This window comes from Nocardia sputi (assembly GCF_023501985.1).
Map to the genome: position 1 here is coordinate 20,255 of NZ_JAMFLC010000013.1, position 25,351 is coordinate 45,605.

Below are 25,351 nucleotides of genomic sequence, written 5' to 3' on the forward strand. Positions count from 1 at the left end.
AGAAGGCTCCGCACCCGCGCTGGGCCTCGGCGGTGGCCGTCTCGGGGAAGACATCGCACCGTTGCGGCGTTACACCCGGTCGCTGCCACCCGCGCCCGGCGGGAAAGGCCGGTAACCTGCGAGGTTGTCGGAGGGGTCGGGGAGAATGGCGGGGAATCTATCGGAGGAGGGACTGTGAACGACGGTCCGCTGATCGTGCAGAGTGACAAGACGCTGCTGTTGGAGGTCGACCACGAGGCCGCCGACGCGGCGCGGCAGGCGATCGCGCCGTTCGCCGAGCTGGAGCGGGCGCCGGAGCACGTCCACACGTATCGGGTGACGCCGCTGGCGCTGTGGAACGCGCGGGCGGCCGGGCACGATGCCGAGCAGGTCGTGGACGCGCTGGTCAGCTTCTCCCGCTACGCGGTGCCGCAGCCGTTGCTGGTCGACGTGGTGGACACCATGGCCCGCTACGGCAGATTGCAGCTGGTCAAGCACCCCGCGCACGGGTTGACGCTGGTCAGCTTGGATCGCGCGGTGCTGGAGGAGGTGCTCCGGCACAAGAAGATCGCCCCCATGCTCGGCGCGCGCATCGATGACGACACGGTGGTGGTGCACCCGTCCGAGCGCGGCCGGATCAAGCAGACGCTGCTGAAGATCGGCTGGCCCGCCGAGGACCTCGCGGGCTACGTCGACGGCGAGGCGCACGCGATCGAACTGGACTACGCGACCGACGGCTGGCATCTGCGCGACTACCAGCAGATGGCCGCCGACTCGTTCTGGGCGGGCGGCTCCGGGGTGGTGGTGCTGCCCTGCGGCGCGGGCAAGACGATGGTCGGCGCCGCGGCGATGGCCAAGGCCAAGGCGACCACACTGATCCTGGTCACCAACACGGTGGCGGGCAGGCAGTGGCGGCGCGAGCTGCTCGCGCGCACCTCGCTCACCGAGGACGAGATCGGCGAGTACTCCGGTGAACGCAAGGAGATCCGCCCGGTGACCATCGCCACCTACCAGGTGATCACGCGCCGCACCAAAGGCGAGTACAAGCACCTGGAACTGTTCGACAGCCGCGACTGGGGTCTGGTCATCTACGACGAGGTGCACTTGCTGCCCGCCCCGGTCTTCCGGATGACGGCCGATCTCCAGTCCCGCCGCAGGCTCGGCCTGACCGCCACGCTGGTGCGCGAGGACGGGCGTGAGGGTGACGTGTTCTCGCTGATCGGCCCGAAGCGCTACGACGCGCCGTGGAAGGACATCGAGGCCCAGGGGTGGATCGCCCCCGCCGAGTGCATCGAGGTGCGGGTGACGCTGACCGACGCCGAGCGGATGACCTACGCGACCGCCGAGCCGGAGGAGCGTTACAAGCTGTGCTCGACCGCCCACACCAAGATCGCGGTGGTCGAGTCGATCCTGGCCAAGCACCGCGACGCGCCGACCCTGGTCATCGGCGCCTACCTCGACCAGCTCGACGAACTCGGCGCCGCGCTCGACGCTCCGGTGATCCAGGGCTCGACGAAGACCAAGGAGCGCGAGGAACTCTTCGACGCGTTCCGTCGCGGCGAGATTCCGGTGCTGGTGGTGAGCAAGGTGGCGAACTTCTCCATCGATTTGCCGGAAGCGTCTGTCGCCGTGCAGGTCTCGGGTACCTTCGGCTCGCGGCAGGAGGAGGCGCAGCGTCTCGGGCGGCTGCTGCGTCCGAAACAGGACGGCGGCCAAGCCCATTTCTACTCGGTGGTCGCGCGCGACACCCTCGACGCCGAATACGCCGCCCATCGTCAGCGTTTTCTCGCCGAACAGGGGTATGCCTACCGCATCACGGATGCCGACGACTTGCTCGGCCCCGCCATCGGATAAGCGGAGGCAATTGCTCCGTAAGCTGTGCTAGGAATGAGGTCGTGCGACGCTTCGAATTCGCGGTGGACCGCGAGCACGCTCACGCGGTGAACGAAGTTTTCGCCGACCTTCGACGCCTACGTCTCATGGCGATCGCCGCCGCGGTGGTCGCGGCGAGCGGAACGGCGTTGCTGATCTGGCTGAACCATACCTGGGCGTATCTGCTCGCGGTCGCGTTCGCGCTCGGCGCGGTGACCGCACTGTGGGTAGCCCTGTGGACGCCGCGGCATTCCAGCATCGACAAGCTCTACGCGGACGGCGAGCTGGTTCCCGCGGTGGTCTCGGAGGCTCGTCCCTCCGGCGCGGTGGTGCTGCTCGCCTTGGTCGACGTGTCGACGCCCGAGACCGATGAGCCCCGCTATGCCTTGGTGACCCGGAAGGTCCGTGCCCTTCCTGGTCACGAAGCCAAGGCAGGCGAGCGAGTGCCGTCGGTAGCGGTGCGTACCGATTGGGCGCCACGGCAGGTGGGTGAGCGCTGGCAATCGTTGAGCGCCATGCCGATCTCCTGGGGAACCACCGACGGTTCGGTCATCGCCCGCGCCCGCGCCGCGATCAGCGAAACCGAGTGGCGACTGCTCGCCGACAATCTCGGGCTCGCCGAAAAGGTGCGCAACACCACCACGAAGCGGCTGCTGCTCGATCCGCAGCATTTGCCCGGCGACCTCGGCTCCTGAATCTGCCGCGGACGCACCGTTTCCGGTGCGCGTGCGCCTACACTCGAAAGATGGTTCCAGCGTCCAATCTGCTGGCATTCGTCGCCGCCGCGGTCGTCATCATCGTTGTTCCCGGCCCTGGCGTGCTGTTCACCGTCGGTCGCGCGCTCACCCTCGGCCGGCGCGCGGCGTTGCTCTCGGTGCTCGGGCACGCCGCCGGCGTCTACGCCGCCCTGGTCCTGGTCGCGATCGGGTTGGGGGCTTTGCTCACGACGTCGGTGCTCGCGCTCACCGCGGTCAAGTTCGCGGGTGCGCTGTATCTGATGTACCTGGGAATTCAGGCGATTCGCCAGCGCTCGGCGTTGCGCGCGGCGCTGGGTGCGACGGTCGAACCGACACCGAACGCACGGGTGTTGCGCCAGAGCGCGATCGTCGGGCTCACCAATCCCAAGGCGATCGTCTTCTTCTCGGCGGTGCTGCCGCACTTCGCCGATCCGGCCGCCGGTTCGCTGTCGTGGCAGTTCCTGCTGCTCGGCACGGTCTTCCTCGCCATCGCCCTCGTCTCCGACAGCGCGTGGGCGCTGCTGGCCGCCTCGGCGAGGTCGTGGTTCGCCAGGTCCCCGCGCAGGCTGGAAGCGGTCGGCGGCGCGGGCGGGATGATGATCTTCGGTGTCGGCGCGTCGGTGGCGCTGACCGGCAGCGGCGACTGAAGCCGTTACCATCACCGAGGCCGGTGCGCCGGTACCGGTATGAGGCGGGGTGTAGAGGGGTGGTCACTGGTGTCGAGGTTGTCCGGCCGGATGTACGCCGCGGTCACGTGTGTGTTCGTCGCGGTGCCTTTGTCGCCCGCGCACGCCGATCCGCCCGCGGACCCGCTGGTCGGCGCGCCGGGCCTGGGTGATCCGTACTACCCGCTGGACGGCAACGGCGGCTACGACGTCCAGCACTACGAGGTCGGCATCGACTACGACCCGCCGAGCCGTCAGCTCACCGGCACCACCACGATCACGGCCGCGGCCACCCAGGCCCTGCGCGTGTTCAACCTCGACTTCGCGGGGCCGGAGGTGCGCATGGTGTCGGTGAACCGGCTCCCCGCCGGATTCGACCGCAACGGCGAGCACGAGTTGACCGTGACCCCGATGCTCCCGCTGCTGCCCGGCCTGCCGTTCACCGTCACCGTCGACTACGCGGGCCCCGCGATGAACACCGAAGGCCAGGGGTGGACGTTCGCTCCCAGCGGCGGCGCGTTCGTCGCGGGTGAACCGCACTCGGCGACCAGTTGGTACCCGCTCAACGACACCCCGCTGGACAAGGCCACGTTCACGCTGAACGCCACCGTCCCCGCCGAGTGGGAGGTGGTCTCCAATGGTGTGCGAACCGAGAACGAGGTGCGCGGCGACAAGCGGAAGGTCCGCTGGGCCAACGCCGAGCCGGTGCTGGGGTACCTGACCACCGTGGCGATCGACAAATTCGGCTATCTCGAACAGCGCCGGGCCGACGGCACGCCGCTGATCAGCGCGTTCGCGCCCAACGCGGGGGCGCGCCAGCGCGAGATCGAGCAGCGGCTGCCGGAGATCCTCGACTTCTCCGAGCAGCTCTACGGCCCTTACCCGTTCGACGCCGCGGGCGGCATCTACTTGGACGCCGATATCTCCTTCTCGTTGGAGACCCAGACCCGCCCGCTCTACGCACCGTGGACCGATCTGCAGACCGTCGTGCACGAGATCGCGCATCAGTGGTGGGGCAACTGGGTTTCGGTGCGTCAGTGGTCGGACATCTGCCTGAACGAGTGCTTCGCCAGCTATACCGCCGATTACCTGTGGCCGGAGCGGATGGAGGGCAAGAACGTCGACGACGACTACCGCGAGACCATCCGGAAGTACCGCGACAGCGAGCGGTTCTGGCAGATACCGCTGGAGAATCCCGGCGCCGGAAACGAGTTCACCTCCGTCTATTACCGCGGCCCGCTGTTCCTGCACGCGCTGCGCAAGCAGATCGGCGACGAAGTGTTCTTCGTGGCCGTCCGGGACTTCCTCGCCGCGCACTCCTACGGCAACGCATCGATGCCGGAGTTCCGCGCGTTCGTGCAGTCCAGGTCGCCTGGCGACCTCACGGGGTTCTTCCACGCGTGGCTGAACACCACCGCGCCGCCGCCGGAGGAGTACCTGTTCCCGGGCGTCCTGCGGAGCTGAATCGTCAGTCGTCCTCTACGTGCTCTCCGGCCTTCGCCACCCTGCGTTCGGCTCGCTCCAGCTGGCGTTGCGCGGCGTGCAGTTCGTCCTTGGCCGACCGCTCGGCCGACTTGCGGAACTGCCGCTGTTGTTCGGCGTGCGCGAGTTCGTCGCGCAGCGCGGCGACGCGCTCTTCGGCGCCGGACAGCTCCTCGGTCGCCTCCTCGAGCGCGGACTGTGCCGAGTCTCTCGCCGCGCGGGCTGATTCGAGCGCGTCCCGGGCGTCCGCCAGCTCGCGGCGCGCGCTGTCGTCCGGCTTCCGCCGGGACGCCGCTCGCCCGCGCGGCGCGGCCGGTTCGGGGACCGCGAGCAGACCAGGCCCGCTCGGTCCGAAGCCTTCGTAGCTCGCCGCCGTGGCGAGCGTTCCCGTGCGCAGTCGCTCGGCCGCCTCGGGGTCGGCGAGCGCCGCCGTCAACGTCTGGCCGACCTCCCGCACGACGCCCTCGCCGACCGGATGCCCGTGTTCGGCGGCCAGCGCGCCCGCCTTCTTGGCCAGCGCGTTGACCAGCTGCTGCCGCTGCGCGGTCAGGTCGCGCAGCTGTTCAGCCGAGAGTTCCCGCTGAGCGGCGGCCAAGGCCGCGCCGAGCCGCAGCAAGGCCGCCACGTCCTCGGGCGCCACGCGGGCCAGCAGGTTCGCCGCCCACGCGGTCAGGGTGGGTTTGCGCAGCTTGCCGATCGCGGCGGCGAGTTGCTTGTCGCCCGCCTGCTGAGCCTCGGCCGCCCGGGCGGTGCGCGCCGCGACGAACTGCGCGGGCGTCAGCCCGTACAGGTCGTGTGCGACGTCCTCGACCGTCATATCGATCAAGCGTAACGACCCGGTCTCGGACGACGACACACTCCGCATACCGGACATGAGTCCAGTTGCACAGAAGATGCGAAAGGCGTTGCTAGTGAATTACTCTGCGTTCCTGTTGCTCGGTCGTCTGCTTCCCAGCATTCTCGGTTTCACGCTCATGGGGCTCTACGGAACGCACATGTAGTACGCGGCCGCTCGGGTCACTCGGCGGTCTGATGCGGCCGCTCTGGTCGGGCGGGTATCCTCACCGCGTTCACGACCCCGTGGACGTGTTCGGTAGAGAGGTTTTCAGGTGAAGGTTCCAGGAGCGAGGCTGCTGGCACGAATTGTGCTCGCCCTCGTCGCGGTGGCCGCCGTGGTGGTCACGGTGGCCGGCTGTTCGTTGATCGGAGACGCGGGGAAGTCGGACACCGCCAAGGCAAAGGTCGGCGACTGCATCAACGTCATCGAGGGCTCGTCGGTCGATTCCAAGACCGAGCCGGTCGACTGCTCGTCGGACAAGGCCGTCTACAAGGTCGCGCAGTCCTACGACACGAAGACCGATTGCGCCGCCGACTACACCTCCTACGAGGAGACTCTGGGCGGCGGTACCACCGCGTTCCTGTGCCTGGCGCCGAACTTCAAGGAAGGCAGCTGCTACAACGAGAGCAGCACGACCGGATACAAGCACGTCGACTGTGGCTCCGCTGACGCCACGTTCAAGGTGCTGAAGCGGATCGACGGCCAGGCCGACGAATTGCTGTGCGGCACCGACGCCGACGGCTTCCGCCTCATCGAAACCGACCCCAAGGTCACCTTCTGCACGGGCAAGCCGAAGAGCTGATCATTCCAGCAGGGCGACCGACGCGATCCGGTGCAGCGTGAAGTGCCGGACCGCGCCGGTGACCGGATCCAGCGCGTCCAGTTGCCCGTTGCCCACCTTCAACGGCTCCACTACCCGCTGCGTGGCGACCCCTTGGGCGTCGACGTAGCCGATGTTCACCGATCGCCGCACTCGCGCCGCCAGCTGGAGCAGGGCGAGTGTGGCGGCGGTATTGGTCCGCGTGCCGTCCGGGCGCACCGCGTGCGCGGAGCGGGCGCTGGCGGCACGTTCGCCCGCGCGAAGCTCGGTGACGAGCGATTCGAGCTGTTCGGTGCTCGGCGGTGTCGGCCGATACGGCTGCCGCGCCGCGGGCCGTACCGAGATTCGCGCGCCACGCGGACGCAGATCGACGATCGCGCCGGCCGAGTCCTCACCCGCGGGCGCGAAACCGGCCGCGCGCAACTGCTCGAGCAGTTCGGCCAGCGGCGCCTGGGCGATCGCGACAGTCGGTGCGATCGACCGCAGCGCCAAGGTGCTCGCCACCGGTGCGGACAGCACCTGTGCCAGCAGTGCCGGGTCGTCGCTGCGGATGAACGACTGCGCCATGCCCGCGCGCAACTGACCGTGCCGCCGAGCCACATCGTCGATCAGATAGGTCAGCGCCTGCGGGATCGGCGTCCGGGAATGCCCGGCGAACAGCGCGTGTAGTTCGGCGGCGGTCGAACCGGCGTCCAAGGCGCGCCGCACCGAGGACTCGCCGATCCGGTACACCGTTGCCGCGCCCGCGGATTCGACGTCGGCGACCAAGGCGATGCGGCGCTGGAGATCCGCTGTCAGGGGACCGGGGGCGATCACCGTCAGATCCGCTTGGACCAGCACGTGATCCACCGGTGCGGGCAGTGCCGCCTCCATCGCCGCTTCGGCGTCGGCCACGCTGGTCGGCGCCGCGTGCAGCAGCGCCCGCGCCGCCGAGCCGAGCGCGCCGCGGCCGACGAACCCGAGCGCCGCCGCCTCGGCCAGGGTCTGCTCGACCACCTCCGGCCGGAAGCTCCTGCGCCTGCGCGGCTGCCGCCAGGCCAGCACCCGGCCGATGTCCGCCGGGTCCAGCGCCGTGCCGGACGGATATTCCGCGAGCACGCCGAGGATCGCGCGCCGGTCGCGTGGCGCGTGCGGGGTGCGCAGCTCCACCGACAACGCCGCCAGCGGCTTGTCGTTGGCGTCGCGCATGCCGATCATCCACGGCATCCGATCCAGATCCAGCCAGGTCAGCGCGAGCGTGGCCCAGCGCCGCGCGGGCGGCGATTCCAGCCAGGAGTCGACGAGGGGAGTCGGCGCCCAGAAGTCATCGGCCGAATCGAAGTCCGGTGGAGGTTCCGGCAAACCTTTCTCGAGCAATTTCGCGGCCGCCAGCAGTTCGACCAGCAAACCCGCACGCGGCTCGTCGACACCGGCCTGCTTGGCGATGCGGCGCAGCTCCCGCACGCCCAGACCACCCGCGCGCAAGGCGGGAGCGGGCGCTTGGCCGAGCACCTCGAGCACGGCGGCGCAGTGCCGCAGCAGCTCGCCGACCTCGCCCGCCGCGACCGCGTTCACATCGGCGGGGGTCTGTTTGGCGGCCTCCGGTTGCGGCGGTGTCAGCGCATGAGGGTGGGTGACCGGTTCCCGGCGCAGCACCTGGCCGACGGTGACGGGAAGTTCGACGGTCTCGTCATCGATCCAGTGCAGCAGCCTGCGCGCCAGCAGCCGCTGGATCGGTCGATCGGCCGGAGTGCCGGGTGCGGCGTCCTTGGTGCGGCCGCGCGGGCCCGTCGCGGCCAGCTTGTCCAGCAGGGCCCGCTCGGCGGGCGCGAGCTCGGGCAGCGCCGCGATCACCTCGGGTTCGGTGAGAGCGTCGGGCATCTCGGTCGCGGTGCCGATCGGCCACGGCAACGCCTCGGCGGCCGCCGGGATCAGATGCAGCCCCTGCTCGGCGTCGAGCCAGACCAGCGCACGAGCGGTGAGCCGTTCCAGCGCGTCATCGATGGCGGCCGACGTCGCCCGTTCGCTCAATTGCACATGCAGTTCGGTGCGGCTGAGCGGGCCGGTGTCCGTGCGCGTCACCCCGTGCACCGCAAGCGTTTCCACCAGGGCGAATTCGAGGGTGTTCAGGTCCTCCGTGGCGCGCAGCACCGACGCGCGCTGCTCGATACGCGCGGCGAGCACCGCCATCGAGGAGGGCAGCGGCACGGCCAGGTCCGGCCGAAGCTGCAGCAGCGTCACGAGCTGGGCATCACTGCGGGCGCCGAGCCATCCGGCCAGGGAATCGGTCACGGTCATCCTGTCCAGCCTACGATGACAACGCCCGGCGATCCGATCCGTCACGCGACAGCCCATGGTCGGGGTACGGCCTCGATGCCCCCAGAGGTGGGGGAAGCGGGCGGGTTAGCATGGGGCCGTGGTGAACAAATCGAAGAAATCCTACGTCGACAACGGCTGGCCGAAGATTGCCGACGGTGACCACGCGGTCACCGAGCTCTCGTCGGCCCGTTCCGGTGGCCTCTCGCCCTATGGCGAGGACACCGAGTTTCCGGTCCCCGCGGAGCAGTTGCCCTACATGCACCCGAACACGGTGATCAACCGCTGAGCCCGCGACCGGAACGTTCTCGGCAACGAAGACGGGCCCCGCATCCTCGAGGATGCGGGGCCCGTCTTGACGATAGGTGGCGATCAGGAGGGCAGCAGGCCTTTGTTCGCCTCGTAGAAGTTCACCACCGCGGGGTCGAGGGTGACTCCGCTGGACTTGGCGGCGTTGAAGAAGTCGAGAGCTTCCTTCGGCACAACCACGCCCTGGCTCTGCACGACCTCGAGAGCGCGGTCGACGGCGGAGAAGATCTGCTTCGAGCTGTCCGCCGGCGCGGCCGGGGCGGCCTGCGGCGCGGGGTTCCAGCTCGGGGTCTCGGTGGCGGCCGGCGCGGAGCGCGGGGTGGGCTTGCTGCTGAGGCCCAGCTTCGACGAGCAGGAGGGCCAAGCGCCCCAGCCCTGCGAGGCGAGCACCTTCTCGGCGACCGCGATCTGCTGTTCGCGGGTGGCCTGGTTGGCGGCGGCGGCGTACTCCTGGCCGCCGTGGGCGCGCCAGGTGCTGGGCGAGAACTGCAGCCCGCCCTGGAAACCGTTGCCGGTGTTGATGCCCCAGTTGCCGCCGGCCTCGCACTGAGCGAGTCGATCCCAGTCGGAGTCGGGTGCCGCGCTGGCGTTGCCTGCGAGGGCCACACCGGCGGTGCCGATGATGGCGCCGGTGACGGCAACCTTGGCTACCGTGCGGCCGGTCGAGCTTGGCTTGCGATGGCGTCCACTCATATCGGGTTCGTCTTCCTCTCGACGCACCTGCGACGTCTACGGTTCTGGTTCGGACTGAGAGGTCGTCCGTTCCGCCCTCGCCCCTACGTTTCCGTCGGGGTTCCGGTACCCGCGGGGCGAGGCTCGGTGCGGCGGGCCGGTGGTGCCGGGTGTCCCGGCTGGGATAGACCGTACGACGAACCGCGGGAAAAATCACTATTTGGTAACCGGCGTGTACCAACGGGTCTCAACGCCATCTCGATGAGGGGAGAAGCCTTCGCGCAGCTAGATGGGCCGCGCCCGGTCTGGCCGTCCGCCGTGACCCGCCCGTGACCCTCTCGTTATGTGATGAGGATCACACGTGGGAGCGGGTAACGTTCGTGCCGGGTAACCGGTTTGCGCCGGTTCGGAGGCGGGCGCTGTCGGCGCGGGCGCTCTCGTTCAGCGGGCTCTGCGACCCGAGCGCAGCGCGAACACGAGGGCGAGGACGAACCCCAGCGGCGCGAGCATCGCGCCGAGATAGAGCCACAGACCCGGTTCGCCGTCGGTCAGCACGGGGATCGCGAAGATGGCGACGATTGCCAGCAATCCCAGCGCGAACAGGCAGAGCGCGAGTTGTAGCAACCAGTCGCCGCGCCGGCGGGGGGCGCCGCCGGACGGAGTCGGAGCAGAAGGGTTCGTCACGGCTCGACGGTAAAACTGATGTGCTTGTGTTATTCGCACCGGGGTAGACTCGATGGCAATCGCGTCCTGCAATCCTGCTGGGCGCGTTCTTTTCGCACAAGAAAAGGGCCGGTCGCGTGATCGGCCTGGTGGACAGATGTGCTCGGGCCGTAGGGGTCCGAGTTTTCGATGACGAACGGGTGAGCGCAGTGCCGACCGGCAGGGTGAAGTGGTACGACGTCGAAAAGGGCTTCGGCTTCCTTTCCCAGGACGAGGGTGAGGACGTCTACGTCCGCTCGTCCGCGCTGCCCGACGGTGTCGAGGGCTTGAAGCCGGGCCAGCGCGTCGAGTTCGGCATGGCGGCGGGCCGCCGCGGCCCCCAGGCGCTGAGCCTCAAGTTGCTGGAGGCGCCGCCCTCGGTCCGGCAGGGCCAGGAACGCAACGCGCGCAAGGAACCTCCCGCGCGCAGGCACACGCCGGACGAGTTGCACGGCATGGTCGAGGACATGATCACCTTGCTCGAGGCGAAGGTGCAGCCCGATCTGCGCAAGGGCAAGTACCCGGATCGCAAGACGGCGCAACGCATCTCGGAGGTCGTCCGCGCGGTCGCGCGCGAACTGGACCGATAGGTCGATGTCGCGCCTGCGAATTGGTCCGCGGGCGCCGGACATCACATACGGCGTAGTTCTCGAGCGATGAGGGTGTCGACGAGATCGTTCATCTGTTCGACCAATTCCGCCGCCCCGCCGTCGTGGGCGAGATTGTGCAGCTCGAGCGGATCTTCCTGGCGGTCGTAGAGTTCGTACTCGAATTCGCCGCGCGGGCCCGCGATCTGCTGTGGCGTCGAGTAGCGGGCGAAACTGTAGCGGGGTGTGATCGTGCCTCGCAGGCAATATTTGAGGCCGGGTGCTTGACCGCCACTGGACTTGGCGTCGGAAGTGAGCAGCAGCGCGTCGCGGACGGCGCCTGCCGGGTCGGTCAGCACGGGTGTGAGGTCCTTACCGACGAGCGGGCACGGGGGGACGGCGTCGACACCCGCCAGCGCCGCCAGGGTCGGCACCAGATCGATGTGTGAAGTGAGTGCGGCCGTGCTGGTTCCGTGTGTGGCGGGGTGGCGTGGGTCGGCGATGACCAAGGGCACGCGGTTGTTCTCGCGGTAGATCATCGCGCCCTTCTGTCGCAGCCCGTGCGCGCCGCCCAGTTCACCGTGGTCGGCGACCTGGACCACGACGGTATCGCCCGCGCCGCCACTGCTGGCCAAGGCGTCGAGGACCTGGGCCATCAGGTGATCGGTGCGGCGCAGCAACTCCAGATACCAGTTGCCCCACTGCCGCCACTGCGTGCGCCCCAGTGGCGAGTCGACCTCGTTCGGCATCAGGCCGCCGACGGCTTCGTTCATGGTGCGCCACACCGTTTGCACGCGCGGTTTGGTCGAGAGGTCGGACTCGAAGTTCGGCGGGACGTCGGCGCCGTGATCGGGCACGTCCTCCAGCCGATAGAAGCGCGGGCAGTACATCATGTCGTGCGGGTTGACCATGCTGACCACGCACAGCCACGGTTGGCGGTCGTTGCCGTGCCGCCGCAGCCAGCCGACGGCGTTCTCCACGACGCCGGGGTCTTCGCGGGCGCCCTCGTTGGGCCCCCCGCCGGACAGGATGTCGTAGGCCTCGTCGAATCCGTACGCCGACAGCGCCGTGCTGTCGGCGCCGACCGGCTCGGAGAGGTGCCATTTGCCGATGTAGGCGGTTCGGTAGCCGGCCTTCTTCAGCACGGTTCCGATGGTGGGGATCGTAGTGTCCAGGTTCGGGCTCCAGGCATGCAGCGGCCCGAGGACCGCGCCCATGAGGTCGTTGCCGCGAACGTTGTCGGTCATGCCCGTGACCGGCGCGTGCGATCCGGAGAAGAACGCCGATCGCGCGGGCGAGCACGGCGCCGTCGGTGTGTGGTGCATGGCGAATCGGACGCCCGCGGCCGCCACCGCGGCGCGCGCGGGCAGCGTGAAGCCCGCGGGCAGGACCACGTCCGCGCGCTCCTGGTCGGTCATGATCACCAGGATGTTCGGCCGGGCCGCCGGAGCCGCGGCCGTCCTACCGGCGAGGGCGCCGCTCAGGACGGGCGCCGAGGCGGCCATCATCGCGAGAACTCGACGTCGGCTCGGACCCTGGAGGCCGGTCGAAGACTGAGCGGAATCGGACACGGACGCACCTTCCTGATTCGGGTTGGACGGACGCCCCCACTGTAACTGATGAATTGATGAAATCATTCAATTAGACTTTTCTGCTGGTGGAGACGGCCGCGATACTGTGCACGGGTGTCACGACCCGAGACGACCTCCGCCACGGCGCGCGGCGAACAGACGCGGCATTCGATCCTCGATGTCGCCACTCGCCGATTCGCCGACCAAGGTTTCCGCGCGACCTCGGTGGCGGCGGTGGCCCGGGAGGTGGGGTTGGCGCCGTCGGCGGTGTACTTCCACTTCGCGGACAAAGAGGCTCTTTTCGTCGCCGCGTTCGATCGCGACGCCGCCCGGCTGTGCGATGACGCGCTGGCGCTGTCGGGGTCGATGGACGCCGCGTACTGGCAGCAGGTGGTCAGCCGGTTCGTGACCAGACTCGACTCGTATCCGCTGGTGCATCGAGTCCTCGCGGGACAGGAACCGGGACTGCTCGTTCGGCTGGTCGACGGCGTTGTGCCGCATCGCATCCGGCAAGTGCTCGAAGCGGCGCTGCGGGCCGGTCAGCAGGCCGGGGACATCGCCGAAGAGCTCGATCCCCGGGATACCGCGATAGCGTTGGAGGCCATCTTCACCGCGGTGGTCATCACCGTGGTGCAAGTGGGCGGCAGCGGGTCCTCGGAGCGAGTCGACGCCGTCGGACGCTTGGTGCGCGCCGCGCTCACGCTGAAACGACCGACCTGAACGACCGGCGCGGGGGCGCCACGCGGGAAGTGGCGGCCGATCCTCGAGGCGCGCGTCGCGTCGACTACTACGCGGTGCTGATCGACCAGGTCGCGTGTGGCACGTAGAACTCCCGGCCCGTCTCGTCGCGGGCGAGGATCGGCAGCTGGAACTCCACGCCGATGAGGCGAAGATCGGGTTCCGGTTTCGAATCGATGGTCAGGGCGAGGGCGCGGTCCGGGTAGTCGTTGCGACTGATCACCCGGTCGACTTTCTCGCCGTTCGGCAAGAGGTAGACGAGCTGGGCGAGCCAAGGAGCGTCCGCGACCTGCTTCGGCAGCGACAGCTGCAGGGGGTAACCGGCGGGGACTTCCAGCTCGACGGTGCGGCCGCGGTGGCAGTCCGGGGTGTCGGGGGCGCAGCTCAGTGTGGCGAACACCGTGCCCGCCACGTTCTCCGCGGGCAGGATGCTGCAGTCTCGCATGGTCACCGCGCAGTAGCTGAACGGTCGTACGGTGATCGTCTTGCCGTGCGCGTAGGCGGTGAGGGTGACATCGGGTTCGTCGGCGTCGCGGATCAGCACCGCCAGCACGCCCGCGAAGGCGACGGTGAGCACGAGCAGGGCGGCCGCGACCAGCGCGGCAATCGTGCGTGTGTTGAGCTTGCTCACCAGATCGGGTCTCCTTGCCCTCGTTGCATCCGTTTGGTGTCACCGCCGCGCGGCCCCGGCTCCTGCGCTCGGGGTGCGTCGGCGGGGTACCCGTGCGGCCGGGCGGTCGGCACCTCTTGCTCCGCGTGCTGTGGACGGTTGCCGCCGAGGCCGGGCAGCAGCGAGTGGCCACGGAAGCTGAGGAAAGTCTGCACCAAGCCGAGCACGAGTATCGCGCTGACCACCGCGAAACCCTTCCAATAGTCGGTCGGCAGCAGCACCCCCGCCGCGCCGCCGACGACCCAGCTCAGCTGCAGCACGGTCTCCGATCGCCCGAAGCCGGAGGCGATCGACTCCGGCGGCAGGTCGTCCTGGATCGAGGCGTCCAGCGACACCTTGGCCAGCGCGCTCATCGCGGCCGCGACCAGTGCGGCGGCCGCCGCGCCGAGCAGATTGTCGGCGAACGTCGCGAACAGCGCCACCAGCGCGCAGGCCGCCGTGCAGCCGAGCACGATCAGCGCGGGCCTGCCGAGCTCGAGCCGGGCGCCCGTCGCGTTGCCCGCGAAGTTGCCGATGGCCGCGGCCGCACCGACGACGCCGAGCATGAGAGCCTGCTGCACCGGCCGGTGCTCGGTGGCCTTGGCGACGAACGCGACGTAGAAGGTGAGGAATCCGGTCAGTACGCGGATGGCGCTGTTGCCCCAGAGCCCGGTCACCACGGCACGGCCGAGCGGCTGCCTGCGTTTGCGCGGCGGCACCGACGACTCCTTGTCCGACGACAGCACCTCGGTGTGCGCGTCGGGGCCGTGATAGCTCAGCGTCGCGGGCACCTCGCCTTCGGTCACTTCGACCCAGGAAGGGATGCGCAGGCTCAGGTACGTTCCCGCGCAGGCGATCAGCGCCGCGAACACCAGCGCGCCGGTGGACCCCGCGATCGCCGCGGCCAGCGCGGCCAGCGCTCCCGCGCCGATGGTGCCGCCGACCAGCCCGAACACCGTGAGACGGGAGTTGGTGCGGACCAGATCGATGTCCGGGGGCAGCACGCGAGGCGTCACCGCGCTCTTGAGCACGGAGAACGATTTGCTGCCGACCATCATGCACAGCGCGAGCGGATACAGCGCCCAGGTGTCGAACTGGAGGATCAGCACCAGCGCGACCACCGCGCGCACCGCGAACGACGTCGCCAGCGCCAGGCGGCGGCCGCGCTGCAAACGATCGAGCATCGGGCCGATCAGGGGAGCGATCACCGCGAACGGCGCGATCGTGATCAGCAGGTACAGCGCGACGTTGGTTTTGCTCTCCGCGGTGGCGCTGGCGAAGAACAGCGTGTTGGCCAGCGCCACCGCGATGGCGGCGTCGAGGGCGAAGTTCGCCATGGTCGCGTAGGTCAGCGCCGTGAGACCCGACTCGTCCGCGCCGTCGGCCTTGGCCGCGCGCTGGAAGGTCGCGATGCCTTTCTCGGTGAGCTGTCTGCCTCGCATGGCGGCCACGCGCGTGACCGTCAACTTGCGAGGCATTCGCTGAGCGTCGGAGGGAGCCGGGCTCTCCGGTGGTTGAACCTGTTCTTCGACGGCGGTGTCGGGGTAGTCGGGTTCGGTGCGACCCGGTGGTTCCGAGTGACGTGGCGGCTGCGGACGGTGCGGGAAGATATGCCGAGCCGTGCGGCCGGGGGGCTTCTGTTGCTCGGAAGCGCGTCCGTGTGGAAGCCGTGCGGTCTGCGGGGGTTCTGGAGGCCGTGGTGCTTCCTGCCGCGGACTCGGCGGTGGCGATCCCGGCTGGTCGCGGCGCTCGGAGGTGTGGCCGGGTTCCGGACCCAGCGGTGGCAGCGGCCTGCGGCGTCGGGGCGCGTTGGGTGGCGGGTATCGGTCGAAACCGGGGTGCCGATCGAACGGCGGGGACTCCTCGCCTGCCCACCGATCACGGTCGGGACCGGAAGGTTCGCGGGGAGTAGTCACGACTCCAATTCTGGCGTACTCCCGTGCTGGGCGTTCACTCGCGCTCCGGGGCGGCGGGAAGCGACCGTGGTCGCGCTCGGGGATCGCGCTCAGGCGGGTGTGAAGCGGACCTCGAATATGGTCGGCCAGTTCTTGCCCGTGATGAGGAATCGGTCGGTGCCGGGCAGTTGGGCGATGCCGTTGAGGGCGTCGGCGCCTGCCCGCGCGGTCGCCGGGAGCAGACCGGCGGCGTCGGCGGCCGCGAGCACCGTGCCGGAGTCCGGTTCTATCCGCAGGATCGTGTCGGTGGGCCAGTCGTTGGCGTAGACCGTTCCGTCCGACGCGCATTCGAGTTCGTTGAGGCGCGCGTCGTTGCGGCTGGTCAGCTCGACCGAGCCGACGGGTGCGAAGGTGACCGGATCGCGGAAGGAGAGCCGGTCGGTGCCGTCGCTCATGACCAGTCGTTCACCCATGGCGCACAGGCCCCAGCCTTCGCCGTCGTAGCTCACCCGGCCGCGCTCGGCCAAGGTAGCCGGATCTCGGGCGATGGCGACGCCGTCGTGCCAGGTCAGCTGCCAGAGCGTCGCCCCGGCGACGGTGATGCCCTCGCCGAAGTACGGCGCGGGCAACGCGGCCTCGGCCAGTTCCTCACCCGTCGCCAGCCGGGAGGCGCGCACGCGTGACGCGCCCGCCAGACCGGTGCCCTCGTAGAGGACGTCGCCGTCGATTTCCAAGCCCTGGGTGAACGCCGTCGGATCGTGCGGCCTGGTGCTGACCACCTCGATGTTCATCCTGGGTGTCGTGTCCTCGGGGCTGCCACATCCGCTCGAGAGGAGCAGACCGACCAGCACACCGATGGCCAACGAACGCCGATTGCGCTCCATACGGCAAAATGTAGGCCGTGAGCGCAGTTTCTGTTTCGGAGTCCGGCGTGCGGCCGATTCTGGCCGATGCCGTCGATTTGGCCCGCCGTGCGCTCGTGGAGTTGGAACCATCGGGCGTCGGCGCGCACCTCGGCGTGACGCCCGAGGACGAGAGCGCGGCGACCCACCGGTTCGAGGCCACGCTGCCCGGCTATCGCGGGTGGCAGTGGGCTGTCGTGGTGGCCGCCCCGCCCGGCGCCGACCGGGCGACGGTCAGCGAGTCCGCGTTGCTGCCCGGGCCCGACGCCTTGGTCGCCCCCGAGTTCGTGCCATGGGAGCAGCGAGTTCGCCCCGGCGACCTCGCCCCCGGCGACCTGCTCGCCCCGCCCGCCGACGACCCGCGCCTGGTGCCGGGCTATGTCGCGACCGGCGATCCGGTGGTGGACGAAGTCGCCTACCAGGTCGGCCTGGGCCGCACCAAGGTGATGAGCAGGGAAGGCCGCCAAGAGGCCGCCGAGCGCTGGTACGCCGAATACGGCCCCGATTCGGAGATGGCCAAGGCCGCCCCGGCCACCTGCGGTAGCTGCGGGTTCTACCTGCCGCTGGCCGGATCGCTGCGGGCCGCGTTCGGCGTCTGCGGCAACGCGATGGGCGCCGACGGGCACGTCGTCCACGTCGCCTACGGCTGTGGCGCGCATTCGGACACCGAGGTCCCCACCGGCGGTGGCTCCCCGTTGCACGAGGCATACGACGACGCGGCCATCGAGGTGATCTCGCTCGGCACCGGCGGGAAACGCGCCGACGCGCGGGATTCCGCCGGGTCGTCGACGTCCACGGGCCCGGATCGGAGTCCGATCGAGGCGGTTGATACGCCCGCGACCGTCGAGAAGTCGGAAACCGCAGAGGTCCGCGTGGACGCCGTGGCCGCTGAGGATGTCGTTGGCGCCGAGGGCGCTGCCGCCCCGGATGTCGCCGCCGCCGAGAACGCCGGGATCGCCGAGGGCGGAGGCGTTGCCGGTGCCGAGGACGCCGTGATCGCCCCGGATGTCGCGGCTGCCGAAGGCACGGGGATCGCGGAGGGCGGCGTTGAGGGCGCTGCTGCCACCTCGGATGTCGCGGGTGCGGGTATCGCTGAGGACTCTGCGGTTGCCGAAAATGCTGCTGTTGCCGAGGACGCTGCCATCGTCCGAAACGTCGCGGCTGTCGAGGACAGGGGTATCGCTGAAGGCGGTGCGGTTACCGAGAATGCTGCTGTTGCACAGGATGCTTCCATCGCCCGAGACGTCGCGGCTGTCGAGAACGGGGGGATCGCTGAAGGCGGTGCGGTCACCGGGGACGTTGCTGGTGTCGAAGATGCTGCTGTCGCCCCGGAAGTCGCGGCTGCCGAGGACTCGGGAAGCATCGAGGACGCTGCCCTTATCGGGACCGCGGCTGTCGAAGGTGACGTGGCGACGGAGAACACCGGCGAGGTTCCGAACGCGACCGATGCCGCCCAGCATGCCGGCGGCGCGGACACTTCGGCCGCTGAAGTGGATGGACCCGGGCGGGCAATCGACGCCGTACCCACCGCCGAGGTAGGCGAACTCGATTCCGCCGCCGTCGTCACCGCATCGAGTGATACCGCTGCCGTGCGCGAGACGCCGCCCGCGGGCTCCCTCGCTGAACCGAAGAGCGTCGAGAAGATGGCAGCCGAGGCCGGGTCCGTAGGTTCCGCCCAGAGCGCCCCGAGCGTGGCTGAGGACGAGGCCCACACCGTCCCGGAGCGTGACACTGCCGATGCTCCGGAGGTCTCCGCAGCAAGCGACTCCGCCCAGTCGGAGGCCGAAGCGGATTCGATACACGCGGCAGGCCAGACGCAGGGCACTCCGGCGGTTGGCGCGGCCGAGCCCGGCGCGCAGTCGAAATCGGCTGAGCCCGCAGCGGCGGTATCGGATTCGTCGGTGTCACACCCCGCCGAGTCGCCCGCAGCCGCCTCAGACGTGACCGGGGCGAACGCGAACGAGGCACAGGACCCGACTCTCCCGGGCCCCGGTGACGGCGAGCCGGACCCCGAGGCGCGGCCGGAGTTCCAGTCATCGCCGCGGAATTGACCGAGGCCGCCGATCCGTTCGGCACTTCGGCGCTGCGTGCGGCGGTGCTCGCGGCATGGCGTGATTCGCCGACGCGGTTGCGTGAGGATGCCGCCACCGAGCACGACTTGGTGCGCGCCGGCTACCGCGATCGGTTGCTGACCGAGCTGGCGCAGAACGCCGCCGACGCCGCGCGCAAGGCGGGCGTGGCGGGCGACCTCGTCGTCCGGCTCGACGGTCGAGATCTGCACATCGGCAATACCGGTGCGCCGCTGGACGTCTCCGGCGTGCACGCCCTCACCGCCCTGCGCGCGTCCGGGAAATCCGGCGACGGCACCGTCGGCCGGTTCGGCGTCGGATTCACCGCGGTGCTCGCGGTGAGCGAGGACATCCAGCTGCGGTCGGTCACCGGATCGCTGAGCTTCTCCCGCGCCAGAACCAGGGAAGCGCTGAGCCGGATCGAGATCCGGCCTCCTGCCGTCGACACGGGTGAATTCGTCCCTCCCGTTCTGCGGTTGGCCTGGCCGACCGAGACACGACCGGCCGCCGGGCTCGACACCGAGGTGGTGCTGCGCCTACACCCGGACATCGACGCCGACGCGCTGCTGACCGCGATGCGTGCCGAAGCCGTAGACCTGCTGTTGGAACTGCCCGCCCTGCACCGCATCCGCATCGGCTCGGACGAATTCGTCAGCAGTGCGGAGGACATGGGCGACGGCATGCACGAGGTCTATGTCGACGGCCCAGGCAGTCAACAGCGCACCTGGTGGCAATACCGCACGCCGCGTGTCCGCTGGCTGCTGCCGGTCCGCGACGGCAGGCCGGTGGCGGCCGCTCCCGACGTGCTGCGGGCGCCGACCAGGTCGGACGAGGAACTGTCCCTGCCCGCGCTGCTCATCGCCGATATCCCCATGCAGCCGGATCGCCGCAGGTTGCTGCCCGGCGCCCGGCTCGCCGAGCTGGCGGACGGCTACGCGGATTTCGCTCGCGCTCTTCCGCCGCGCGACCGGCTCGTGCTCGTTCCCACGCCCGGGTTCGCCAGAAGCGAGGCCGACGGTCTGCTGCGTGAAGCGCTCGTGCGCGAGCTGCGATCGCGTCCTTGGCTTCCCGTCATCGCAGACCACCGGCACGCTTCCCAGCGGGGTTCGGCAGACGCCGAGCCACACGAGGCGCCGACCGCCGGTATCGGCACCGAGTCGAATGCGGTCTGGGCCACCGCGCAAGCCGACGCCTACAGCAGCACACCGGTTTCGGTGTCGGGCAGCGAATCCGGTGCATTGCCGGACGAACCGCTCAGCGATTTCGATCACGCCGGCGCATCGTCTGCGCCCCTGGGCGTCGCCGTCCCCACCCGCGCGTACGCCTTCACCGGTTTGACTGCGGAATTGGCCGCCCTGCTCGCGGATGTAGTCGGCCCATTGGTTCTTCCGGATCTCTCCGGACGGGCGCACACCGAGGCCATGGGCGTGCTGGATGTGCACCGGCTCGGGTTGGCCCGGCTCGCGGAATTGTCCGGCGGGCTGGAGCGGCCGCCGAGTTGGTGGCGGTCGTTCTACGCCGCGCTGGAGCCGTTCGTGGAGGATCCGCTCGCAGCCGAAGAGCTGGGCGCGCTGGCCGTTCCGCTGGCAGACGGCAGACTCGTCACCGGTCCGCGCACCGTGGTGCTGGACGATCAGCTCGAGGTCGCCATCCCGGTGCACTGGGCCAGGCTGGTGCATCCGGAAGCCGCGCATCCCCTGCTGGCTCGGCTGGGCGCGCGGTCGGCCACCGCCGAGGACCTGTTGACCGACCCCGCCTTGCACGCCGAGCTGGAGGACCACCCGGGCGACCCCGACACCGCCGATGCCATCCTGCGTCTCGCCGCGCATGCCGCGCCGGAGGCGCTGCCTTCCTGGCTCGGGCTGCTCGAATTGCCCGACAGCGAGGGCGGATCGCGGTCCGCCGACGAACTGCTGCTGCCCGGGGCGCCGCTGCGCGACCTGCTCGTGCCCGACGCGCCGTTCGGCACCCTCGACCCGGAATTGGTGGAGCGCTACGGCGTGGACGCGTTGCGCGCCGTCGGCGTCGGTTGGGATTTCGGTGTGATCGCCGAGGCCGATCCGACCGGTCCGGACCACGACCTGGACGACGAGGAACACTGGTGGGCCACGCTGCCGGACGATCCGCCGGAGCTGGTCGCCGTCCGCGACCTCGACCTGATCGATGACGCCGCCTGGCCGGAAGCGTTGCGGCAGTTGGCCGCGACGCCACGCACCCGCCGCCTGCTCGCCGACGCCGATGGCTACACCGCGTGGTGGCTGCGCAGATACGCCAGGGTCGACAGCACCGCGCTGGGACTGTTCCGCCATCCCGCCGACATCGAGTTCGAGGAGCTGTTACCGGCGTTCACGGTGCCCGGCGTCGACCCCGACGCTTGTCGGGCACTGCTCGCCGACCCCGAGACGATCACCGAAGAGCTGGCCGCCGCGCTGCTGGACGCGCTCGCGGACCCGTCGAGAACACCCTCGCCGGAAATCGTTTCGCGCACGCACGCTCGCCTGGCGGCGGCCGTCTCCGGGGGTCTGCTCGATCTCGCCGACCTGGAACCACCCGATCGCGTGCGAGCCCTCACCGGCGCCGTGGTCGATCCTGGTGACGCGTTCGTTCTCGACCACCCGTGGTTCGGCTTGGCGATACCGCCCGACCGATTGGTGGCGGGCGACACCGAAACAGCTTCGGCCCTAGCGGCTTTGCTCGACCTGCCGCTGGTATCCGAGTCCGTCACCGCCGAGGTGATGGAAACGGGTCGCCGCACCACGTGGGCGGCGGAACCACTGGGTATCGTGTTGCGCCTGATGTTCGACTTGCCCCCGTATGCGGGCGAGCTGGTGGTGCACCACGACCTGACGGTGCGCCTGAGCGGCGCGATCGAGGCCACGGTGGCGGTGCCCTGGTGGCGGACCGGCTCGGCTCTGCACGTGCAGGCCCCGCACCCGCGCCGCTGAGCGGGGCTACTGCGCCGCGTATCCGGTGAGCATTTCGCTGAGCAGATCCAGCTGCCCGCGCACGCTCTCGCTGTCGTCGTCCACCAGCCAGCGCAGCACCACACCGTCGATGACGTTGAGTGTGAACCGGCTCAGTGCCTGCACCGGGACCGACCAGCTGGTGCCGGTCGCGTCGCGCGCGTGCTCCAGGATGTCGGCGACGGTGGAGTCGTTGAAGTTGTACTGCTCGCGCGCGATCGCGAGTTTCGCCGGAGTTTGTTCGCCTTCGCGCAGCGCGTAAGTAGTCGTTTCGTAAGTGAGCAGCTGCCGTTCCGGAGTGGCTTCAATGTTCAGCCACATGAGTTCCAACCCGGCGCGGATCAATTTTTGAAGGGCTTCTTTTCCACTTCCGACGTCCTGCCATACCGTTTCGTTCGCGTCGACGGAATCGCGTAATTCCATCGACAACGCTTTGACCAGCTCGGTCATCAGCGCGTCCTTGTTTTCGAAACAGTAATGCACCACACCGAGCGAGACACCGGCCGCCTGGGCGACATCGCGCGTGGTCACGCCCGCAACGCCCTTTTTCTCGGCAAGGCCGATCGCGGCCTCGATAAGGTGGGCCCGTCGTTCTTCGACGCTCAATCGGGAGGACACCCAAGGGAGTTAAGCGCTCACGGCCCGCGCAGTCAATTCGCAGGGCGGAAAAATTTGGACTGGACGAGTGACCAGCTGTGTGGTTCCCTGCAACGGGACGAAGGGAGACGGGTATGCCGGTGTCGCGCAGAACTGTTCTGGCCCGGACCGCGATCGGTTCCGCAACACTCGCGGCCGCGACGGTGCCCGGAATGAGCGGCGCGCTCGGCGTACCCGCGGCGGTCGCTGATCCGGGTACCGGCGGTTATGAGATCGGCGTCGGGCTCTCCGACATCACCGGCCCGGCCGCCGAATGCGGGATGATGGGCTACTCCCAGCTGGAGCAGCAGACCGCGGGCATCCATCTGCGCCCGCGGGCGAGGGCGTTCGTCATCGGCTTCGCGGGGCGGCGGATCGTCTTCGCGGTCGCCGAGAACGGGATGATCTTCCAGTCCGTGCACCGCGGCGTGCTGGCCGAATTGGCGCGGCGCTTCGGCGATCTGTACACCGAGCAGAACGTCCTGCTCACCTCCACGCATTCGCACGCGACCTGCGGCGGCTCCAGCCACGACTACGCCTACAACCTGTCGATCCTCGGTTTTCAGCAGCAGGTGTACGACGCCGAGGTGAACGGGATCGTCGAGGCGATCGTCGCCGCGCACGCCGATCTCGGCCCCGGCTCGCTCGCGCTCGGCCGCACCGAGCTGCACGACGCGAGCGTGAACCGCTCGCGGGTGGCCTGGGAACTCAATCCCCCTGCGGACAAACAGCATTTCCCGGATGCCATGGATCCCGCCGTGACCACGCTCGTCCTGCGCAAGGGCGGGCGGATGGTCGGCACCATCACCTGGTTCGCCACCCACAACACCTCCATGACCAACACGAACCGGCTGATCAGCTCGGACAACAAGGGTTACGCCTCGTTCTCCGCCGAGCACATCGAGCACGGCGTGCGCTACCTGGACGGTGAACCAGCGTTCGTCGCGGCCTTCGCGCAGACCAACGCCGGTGACATGTCCCCGAACCTGAACCTGCGTCCGGGCTCCGGCCCCACCGAGGACGAGTTCGACAACACTCGCATCCTGGGTGAGCGGCAGTACGCGGCGTCGAAAGACGCCGCGGCCAGCGCGCGATCGATCTCCGGACCGGTCGACGGGATGCTCTGTTACATCGACCTGGCCGATATCGCCGTGGACGGCCGTTTCACGCCGGATGGCCTGCCCCGTCGCACCGCGCCGGCCGCGGCAGGCGTTTCGCTGATCGCGGGCAGCGTCGAGGACGGTCCGGGCCTGCCCGGCGGCCCGATTCCGGAGGGTGTGCGCAATCCACTTCTCGCGGCGCTCGGCGACCCGGCCCAGCCCGCGCCGACTTGGCTGGCGGACGCGCAGGCGCCGAAAGCGATCGCGGTGCCGCTCGGTCTGCTGCCTCCGGTGGCGTGGGTGCCGAACGTCCTGCCGATCCAGCTCGTTCGCGTCGGCGAGCTCTATTTGGCTGCCGCCGGAGGCGAATTCACCATCACGGCCGGGTTACGCGTACGCCGCGCGGTCGCCGCGGCGCTGAACGTCCCGCTGGAGCAGGTGCTCATGCAGGGCTACGCGAACGCTTATCACGAGTACGTCACCACTCCAGAGGAATACGACTCGCAGCAGTACGAGGGCGCGTCGACGCTGTTCGGCCGCTACACGCTGTGCGCCTATCAGCAGGAGTTCACCCGTCTGGCCACGGAGTTCGCCCACCGCAGACAGGTGCCGCGCGGCCCCGCACCCCGCGATGTGTCCCATCTACAGCCGAACTTGCAGTCGGGCGCCGGTCCGGACGCGGCGCCGCCGGGGCGCGGCTTCGGCGACGTGCTGGTGCAGCCGCATCCGTCATACGACCGTGGTGGGCGGGTGGTGGCCGAATTCGTCTCGGCGCATCCGAAACACGACACCCGCCGCAACGGGACATTCCTCGAGGTGCAGCGCAGGAATGGCTCCGGCGAATGGGCGCGGGTGGCCAACGAGGGCGAGTGGGCGGTGCGGTTCCACTGGAGCAAGCGCGGGCTCGCCGAGTCGGTGGCCCGATTCACCTGGGATATCCCGCTCGACGCCGAGCCGGGACACTATCGCTTCCGGCACTACGCGAGTCGTCTGGATTCCGACGGCTCGCTGCACCCGTTCACCGGCACGACCGACGAATTCGAAGTAGGCCCCCCGTAACCCGGTCGGCTACAAACCGGTCTGCGCGCCCTTGTCCCCGCGTCGTGCGCCGCGGCGCTGAACCAGATAGATCACGAGGGCGATCAGTCCGACCACCAGCCCCATCAGGCAAATCGGTCGAGCCGACGCCCACCGGTCGCCACCCGCCCACACCACCACGGTGGCGATCAGCCACAGCGCGCTGCCGACCGCGAGCACGGGGCGCGGATCGGTCAGGCGCGGCGGAAGCTGCGGGACATTCTGCGTCACGGGCTCAGCCTAATCGGCCCCGCCGGAGCAAGCCGGTGCGAGCCGACGCGAGGTGGTCGCGCAGCGGCCCGAACCCGCGACCTGCGGCGCGTGGTCCCGTATCGTTTGCCACTGTGACAACGCCATCGGATGTCAGAGCCCTTGCTGGCGAGCTCTCGCTGGCGGTCGTTCGACTGACGCGGCACCTGCGCGGCCGTCGTGCCGACTCGCAGATCTCGCTGACCCAGCTTTCGGCCCTCGCCACCCTCGCGCGGGAGGGCGCGATGACCCCGGGCGCGCTCGCGGCGAAGGAACGTGTCCAGCCCCCCTCGATGACGCGGGTCATCGCTTCGCTCACCGACCTCGATCTGGTGGAGCGCAATCCGCATCCGACCGACGGCCGTCAGATCATCGTCTCGCTGTCCCCGGCGGGCCGAGCGCTCATCGCCGACGAAGCCAGCGCCCGTGAGGCGTGGATGACCGAGCAGCTGTCCACACTCACCGAGGAGCAGCTCGTCGTGCTCACCCGCGCGGTGGCGATCATGAAGCAGATCGTCGCGGAGTCCGAGTAGCGCAGTGGAAT

General features: G+C 69.5%; 22 protein-coding genes. 12 read left to right on the forward strand and 10 right to left on the reverse strand.

The features are described 5' to 3' along the window. The first annotated feature begins 174 nt into the window (after positions 1–174). From M8859_RS17210 to M8859_RS17225, 4 genes are all read left to right on the forward strand, one after another. The gene (locus M8859_RS17210) at positions 175–1,833 is read left to right on the forward strand and encodes a DNA repair helicase XPB (protein WP_159925100.1); all 1,659 of its coding nucleotides are present in this window, start codon (positions 175–177) and stop codon (positions 1,831–1,833) included. A gap of 41 nt (positions 1,834–1,874) precedes the next feature. Beyond that, positions 1,875–2,546, forward strand: a complete 672-nt coding sequence (locus M8859_RS17215) for a DUF3239 domain-containing protein (protein ID WP_159925098.1) — start codon at positions 1,875–1,877, stop codon at positions 2,544–2,546. A gap of 50 nt (positions 2,547–2,596) precedes the next feature. Beyond that, on the forward strand, positions 2,597–3,235 hold the full coding sequence (locus M8859_RS17220) for a LysE family translocator (protein WP_249644532.1): 639 nt from the start codon (positions 2,597–2,599) through the stop codon (positions 3,233–3,235). A gap of 69 nt (positions 3,236–3,304) precedes the next feature. Beyond that, positions 3,305–4,717, forward strand: coding sequence for a M1 family metallopeptidase (locus M8859_RS17225; RefSeq protein ID WP_308221206.1), 1,413 nt, complete (start codon positions 3,305–3,307; stop codon positions 4,715–4,717). Between the two features lie 4 nt (positions 4,718–4,721). Here the strand turns inward: M8859_RS17225 and M8859_RS17230 are convergent, their stop codons facing one another. Next, positions 4,722–5,552 (reverse strand): efflux RND transporter periplasmic adaptor subunit, encoded by an 831-nt coding sequence (locus M8859_RS17230; RefSeq protein WP_159925094.1) that lies wholly within the window; start codon positions 5,550–5,552, stop codon positions 4,722–4,724. A 292-nt stretch (positions 5,553–5,844) separates the two neighbouring features. Here M8859_RS17230 and M8859_RS17235 point away from each other — a divergent pair, with 292 nt between their 5' ends. After that, positions 5,845–6,375, forward strand: a complete 531-nt coding sequence (locus tag M8859_RS17235; protein ID WP_195070319.1) for an LppU/SCO3897 family protein — start codon at positions 5,845–5,847, stop codon at positions 6,373–6,375. On the opposite strand, the gene M8859_RS17240 is transcribed toward M8859_RS17235, so the two are convergent. Further along, positions 6,376–8,670, reverse strand: coding sequence for a helicase-associated domain-containing protein (locus M8859_RS17240; RefSeq protein WP_249644533.1), 2,295 nt, complete (start codon positions 8,668–8,670; stop codon positions 6,376–6,378). Positions 8,671–8,788: 118 nt separating this feature from the next. Here M8859_RS17240 and M8859_RS17245 point away from each other — a divergent pair, with 118 nt between their 5' ends. After that, positions 8,789–8,977: a hypothetical protein gene (locus tag M8859_RS17245; protein ID WP_159925090.1), complete on the forward strand. Its 189-nt coding sequence runs from the start codon at positions 8,789–8,791 to the stop codon at positions 8,975–8,977. Positions 8,978–9,060: 83 nt separating this feature from the next. Here the strand turns inward: M8859_RS17245 and M8859_RS17250 are convergent, their stop codons facing one another. Both M8859_RS17250 and M8859_RS17255 read right to left on the reverse strand, forming a co-directional pair. After that, positions 9,061–9,690, reverse strand: coding sequence for a resuscitation-promoting factor Rpf1 domain-containing protein (locus tag M8859_RS17250; protein ID WP_159925088.1), 630 nt, complete (start codon positions 9,688–9,690; stop codon positions 9,061–9,063). A 420-nt stretch (positions 9,691–10,110) separates the two neighbouring features. Further along, complete coding sequence (locus M8859_RS17255; protein ID WP_159925086.1) at positions 10,111–10,353, reverse strand: hypothetical protein; 243 nt, start codon at positions 10,351–10,353, stop codon at positions 10,111–10,113. A gap of 188 nt (positions 10,354–10,541) precedes the next feature. On the opposite strand from M8859_RS17255, the gene M8859_RS17260 reads away from it, so the two are divergent. Continuing rightward, positions 10,542–10,961 carry a cold-shock protein gene (locus tag M8859_RS17260; protein WP_195070398.1) on the forward strand — a complete coding sequence of 140 codons (420 nt, stop codon included), beginning with the start codon at positions 10,542–10,544 and terminating at the stop codon, positions 10,959–10,961. 41 nt (positions 10,962–11,002) lie between these two features. Here the strand turns inward: M8859_RS17260 and M8859_RS17265 are convergent, their stop codons facing one another. After that, complete coding sequence (locus M8859_RS17265; protein ID WP_159925082.1) at positions 11,003–12,529, reverse strand: sulfatase family protein; 1,527 nt, start codon at positions 12,527–12,529, stop codon at positions 11,003–11,005. Positions 12,530–12,643: 114 nt separating this feature from the next. Here M8859_RS17265 and M8859_RS17270 point away from each other — a divergent pair, with 114 nt between their 5' ends. Further along, a complete protein-coding gene (locus M8859_RS17270) occupies positions 12,644–13,249 on the forward strand; it encodes a TetR family transcriptional regulator (protein WP_159925080.1) in 606 nt (201 codons plus the stop codon). Positions 13,250–13,316: 67 nt separating this feature from the next. Here the strand turns inward: M8859_RS17270 and M8859_RS17275 are convergent, their stop codons facing one another. The 3 genes from M8859_RS17275 to M8859_RS17285 form a co-directional block, all read right to left on the reverse strand. Beyond that, the gene (locus M8859_RS17275) at positions 13,317–13,898 is read right to left on the reverse strand and encodes a DUF2771 domain-containing protein (protein WP_159925078.1); all 582 of its coding nucleotides are present in this window, start codon (positions 13,896–13,898) and stop codon (positions 13,317–13,319) included. Further along, positions 13,895–15,832: an MFS transporter gene (locus M8859_RS17280; RefSeq protein WP_249644534.1), complete on the reverse strand. Its 1,938-nt coding sequence runs from the start codon at positions 15,830–15,832 to the stop codon at positions 13,895–13,897. The genes M8859_RS17275 and M8859_RS17280 overlap by 4 nt, the downstream gene beginning before the upstream one ends. 89 nt (positions 15,833–15,921) lie before the next feature. Further along, the gene (locus M8859_RS17285; RefSeq protein ID WP_195070321.1) at positions 15,922–16,695 is read right to left on the reverse strand and encodes a glutaminyl-peptide cyclotransferase; all 774 of its coding nucleotides are present in this window, start codon (positions 16,693–16,695) and stop codon (positions 15,922–15,924) included. 17 nt (positions 16,696–16,712) lie between these two features. On the opposite strand from M8859_RS17285, the gene M8859_RS37650 reads away from it, so the two are divergent. Together M8859_RS37650 and M8859_RS17295 are read left to right on the forward strand one after the other, a co-directional pair. After that, a complete protein-coding gene (locus M8859_RS37650) occupies positions 16,713–18,764 on the forward strand; it encodes a DUF3027 domain-containing protein (protein WP_370523796.1) in 2,052 nt (683 codons plus the stop codon). Beyond that, positions 18,761–21,727, forward strand: a complete 2,967-nt coding sequence (locus M8859_RS17295; protein WP_249644535.1) for a sacsin N-terminal ATP-binding-like domain-containing protein — start codon at positions 18,761–18,763, stop codon at positions 21,725–21,727. Before M8859_RS37650 ends, M8859_RS17295 begins: the two co-directional genes overlap by 4 nt. Before the next feature lie 6 nt (positions 21,728–21,733). On the opposite strand, the gene M8859_RS17300 is transcribed toward M8859_RS17295, so the two are convergent. Beyond that, the gene (locus tag M8859_RS17300; protein ID WP_223520420.1) at positions 21,734–22,363 is read right to left on the reverse strand and encodes a TetR/AcrR family transcriptional regulator; all 630 of its coding nucleotides are present in this window, start codon (positions 22,361–22,363) and stop codon (positions 21,734–21,736) included. A gap of 113 nt (positions 22,364–22,476) precedes the next feature. Here M8859_RS17300 and M8859_RS17305 point away from each other — a divergent pair, with 113 nt between their 5' ends. Beyond that, entirely contained in the window at positions 22,477–24,540 is a 2,064-nt protein-coding gene (locus M8859_RS17305) for a neutral/alkaline ceramidase (RefSeq protein WP_249644536.1), read from the forward strand. Positions 24,541–24,549: 9 nt separating this feature from the next. Here M8859_RS17305 and M8859_RS17310 read toward each other — a convergent pair whose 3' ends face one another. Continuing rightward, positions 24,550–24,789 (reverse strand): DUF2530 domain-containing protein, encoded by a 240-nt coding sequence (locus tag M8859_RS17310; RefSeq protein WP_159925072.1) that lies wholly within the window; start codon positions 24,787–24,789, stop codon positions 24,550–24,552. 113 nt (positions 24,790–24,902) lie between these two features. On the opposite strand from M8859_RS17310, the gene M8859_RS17315 reads away from it, so the two are divergent. Continuing rightward, the gene (locus M8859_RS17315; RefSeq protein WP_043686798.1) at positions 24,903–25,340 is read left to right on the forward strand and encodes a MarR family winged helix-turn-helix transcriptional regulator; all 438 of its coding nucleotides are present in this window, start codon (positions 24,903–24,905) and stop codon (positions 25,338–25,340) included. The last annotated feature ends 11 nt before the right edge of the window (positions 25,341–25,351 follow it).

What these genes read in the sequence shown, in the direction of transcription:
- M8859_RS17230 (WP_159925094.1), bottom strand. Translation starts at nt 5,552, where the DNA reads ATGACGGTCGAGGACGTCGCACACGACCTGTACGGGCTGACGCCCGCG.
- M8859_RS17220 (WP_249644532.1), top strand. Translation starts at nt 2,597, where the DNA reads ATGGTTCCAGCGTCCAATCTGCTGGCATTCGTCGCCGCCGCGGTCGTC.
- M8859_RS17240 (WP_249644533.1), bottom strand. Translation starts at nt 8,670, where the DNA reads ATGACCGTGACCGATTCCCTGGCCGGATGGCTCGGCGCCCGCAGTGAT.
- M8859_RS17250 (WP_159925088.1), bottom strand. Translation starts at nt 9,690, where the DNA reads ATGAGTGGACGCCATCGCAAGCCAAGCTCGACCGGCCGCACGGTAGCC.
- M8859_RS17285 (WP_195070321.1), bottom strand. Translation starts at nt 16,695, where the DNA reads ATGGAGCGCAATCGGCGTTCGTTGGCCATCGGTGTGCTGGTCGGTCTG.
- M8859_RS17305 (WP_249644536.1), top strand. Translation starts at nt 22,477, where the DNA reads ATGCCGGTGTCGCGCAGAACTGTTCTGGCCCGGACCGCGATCGGTTCC.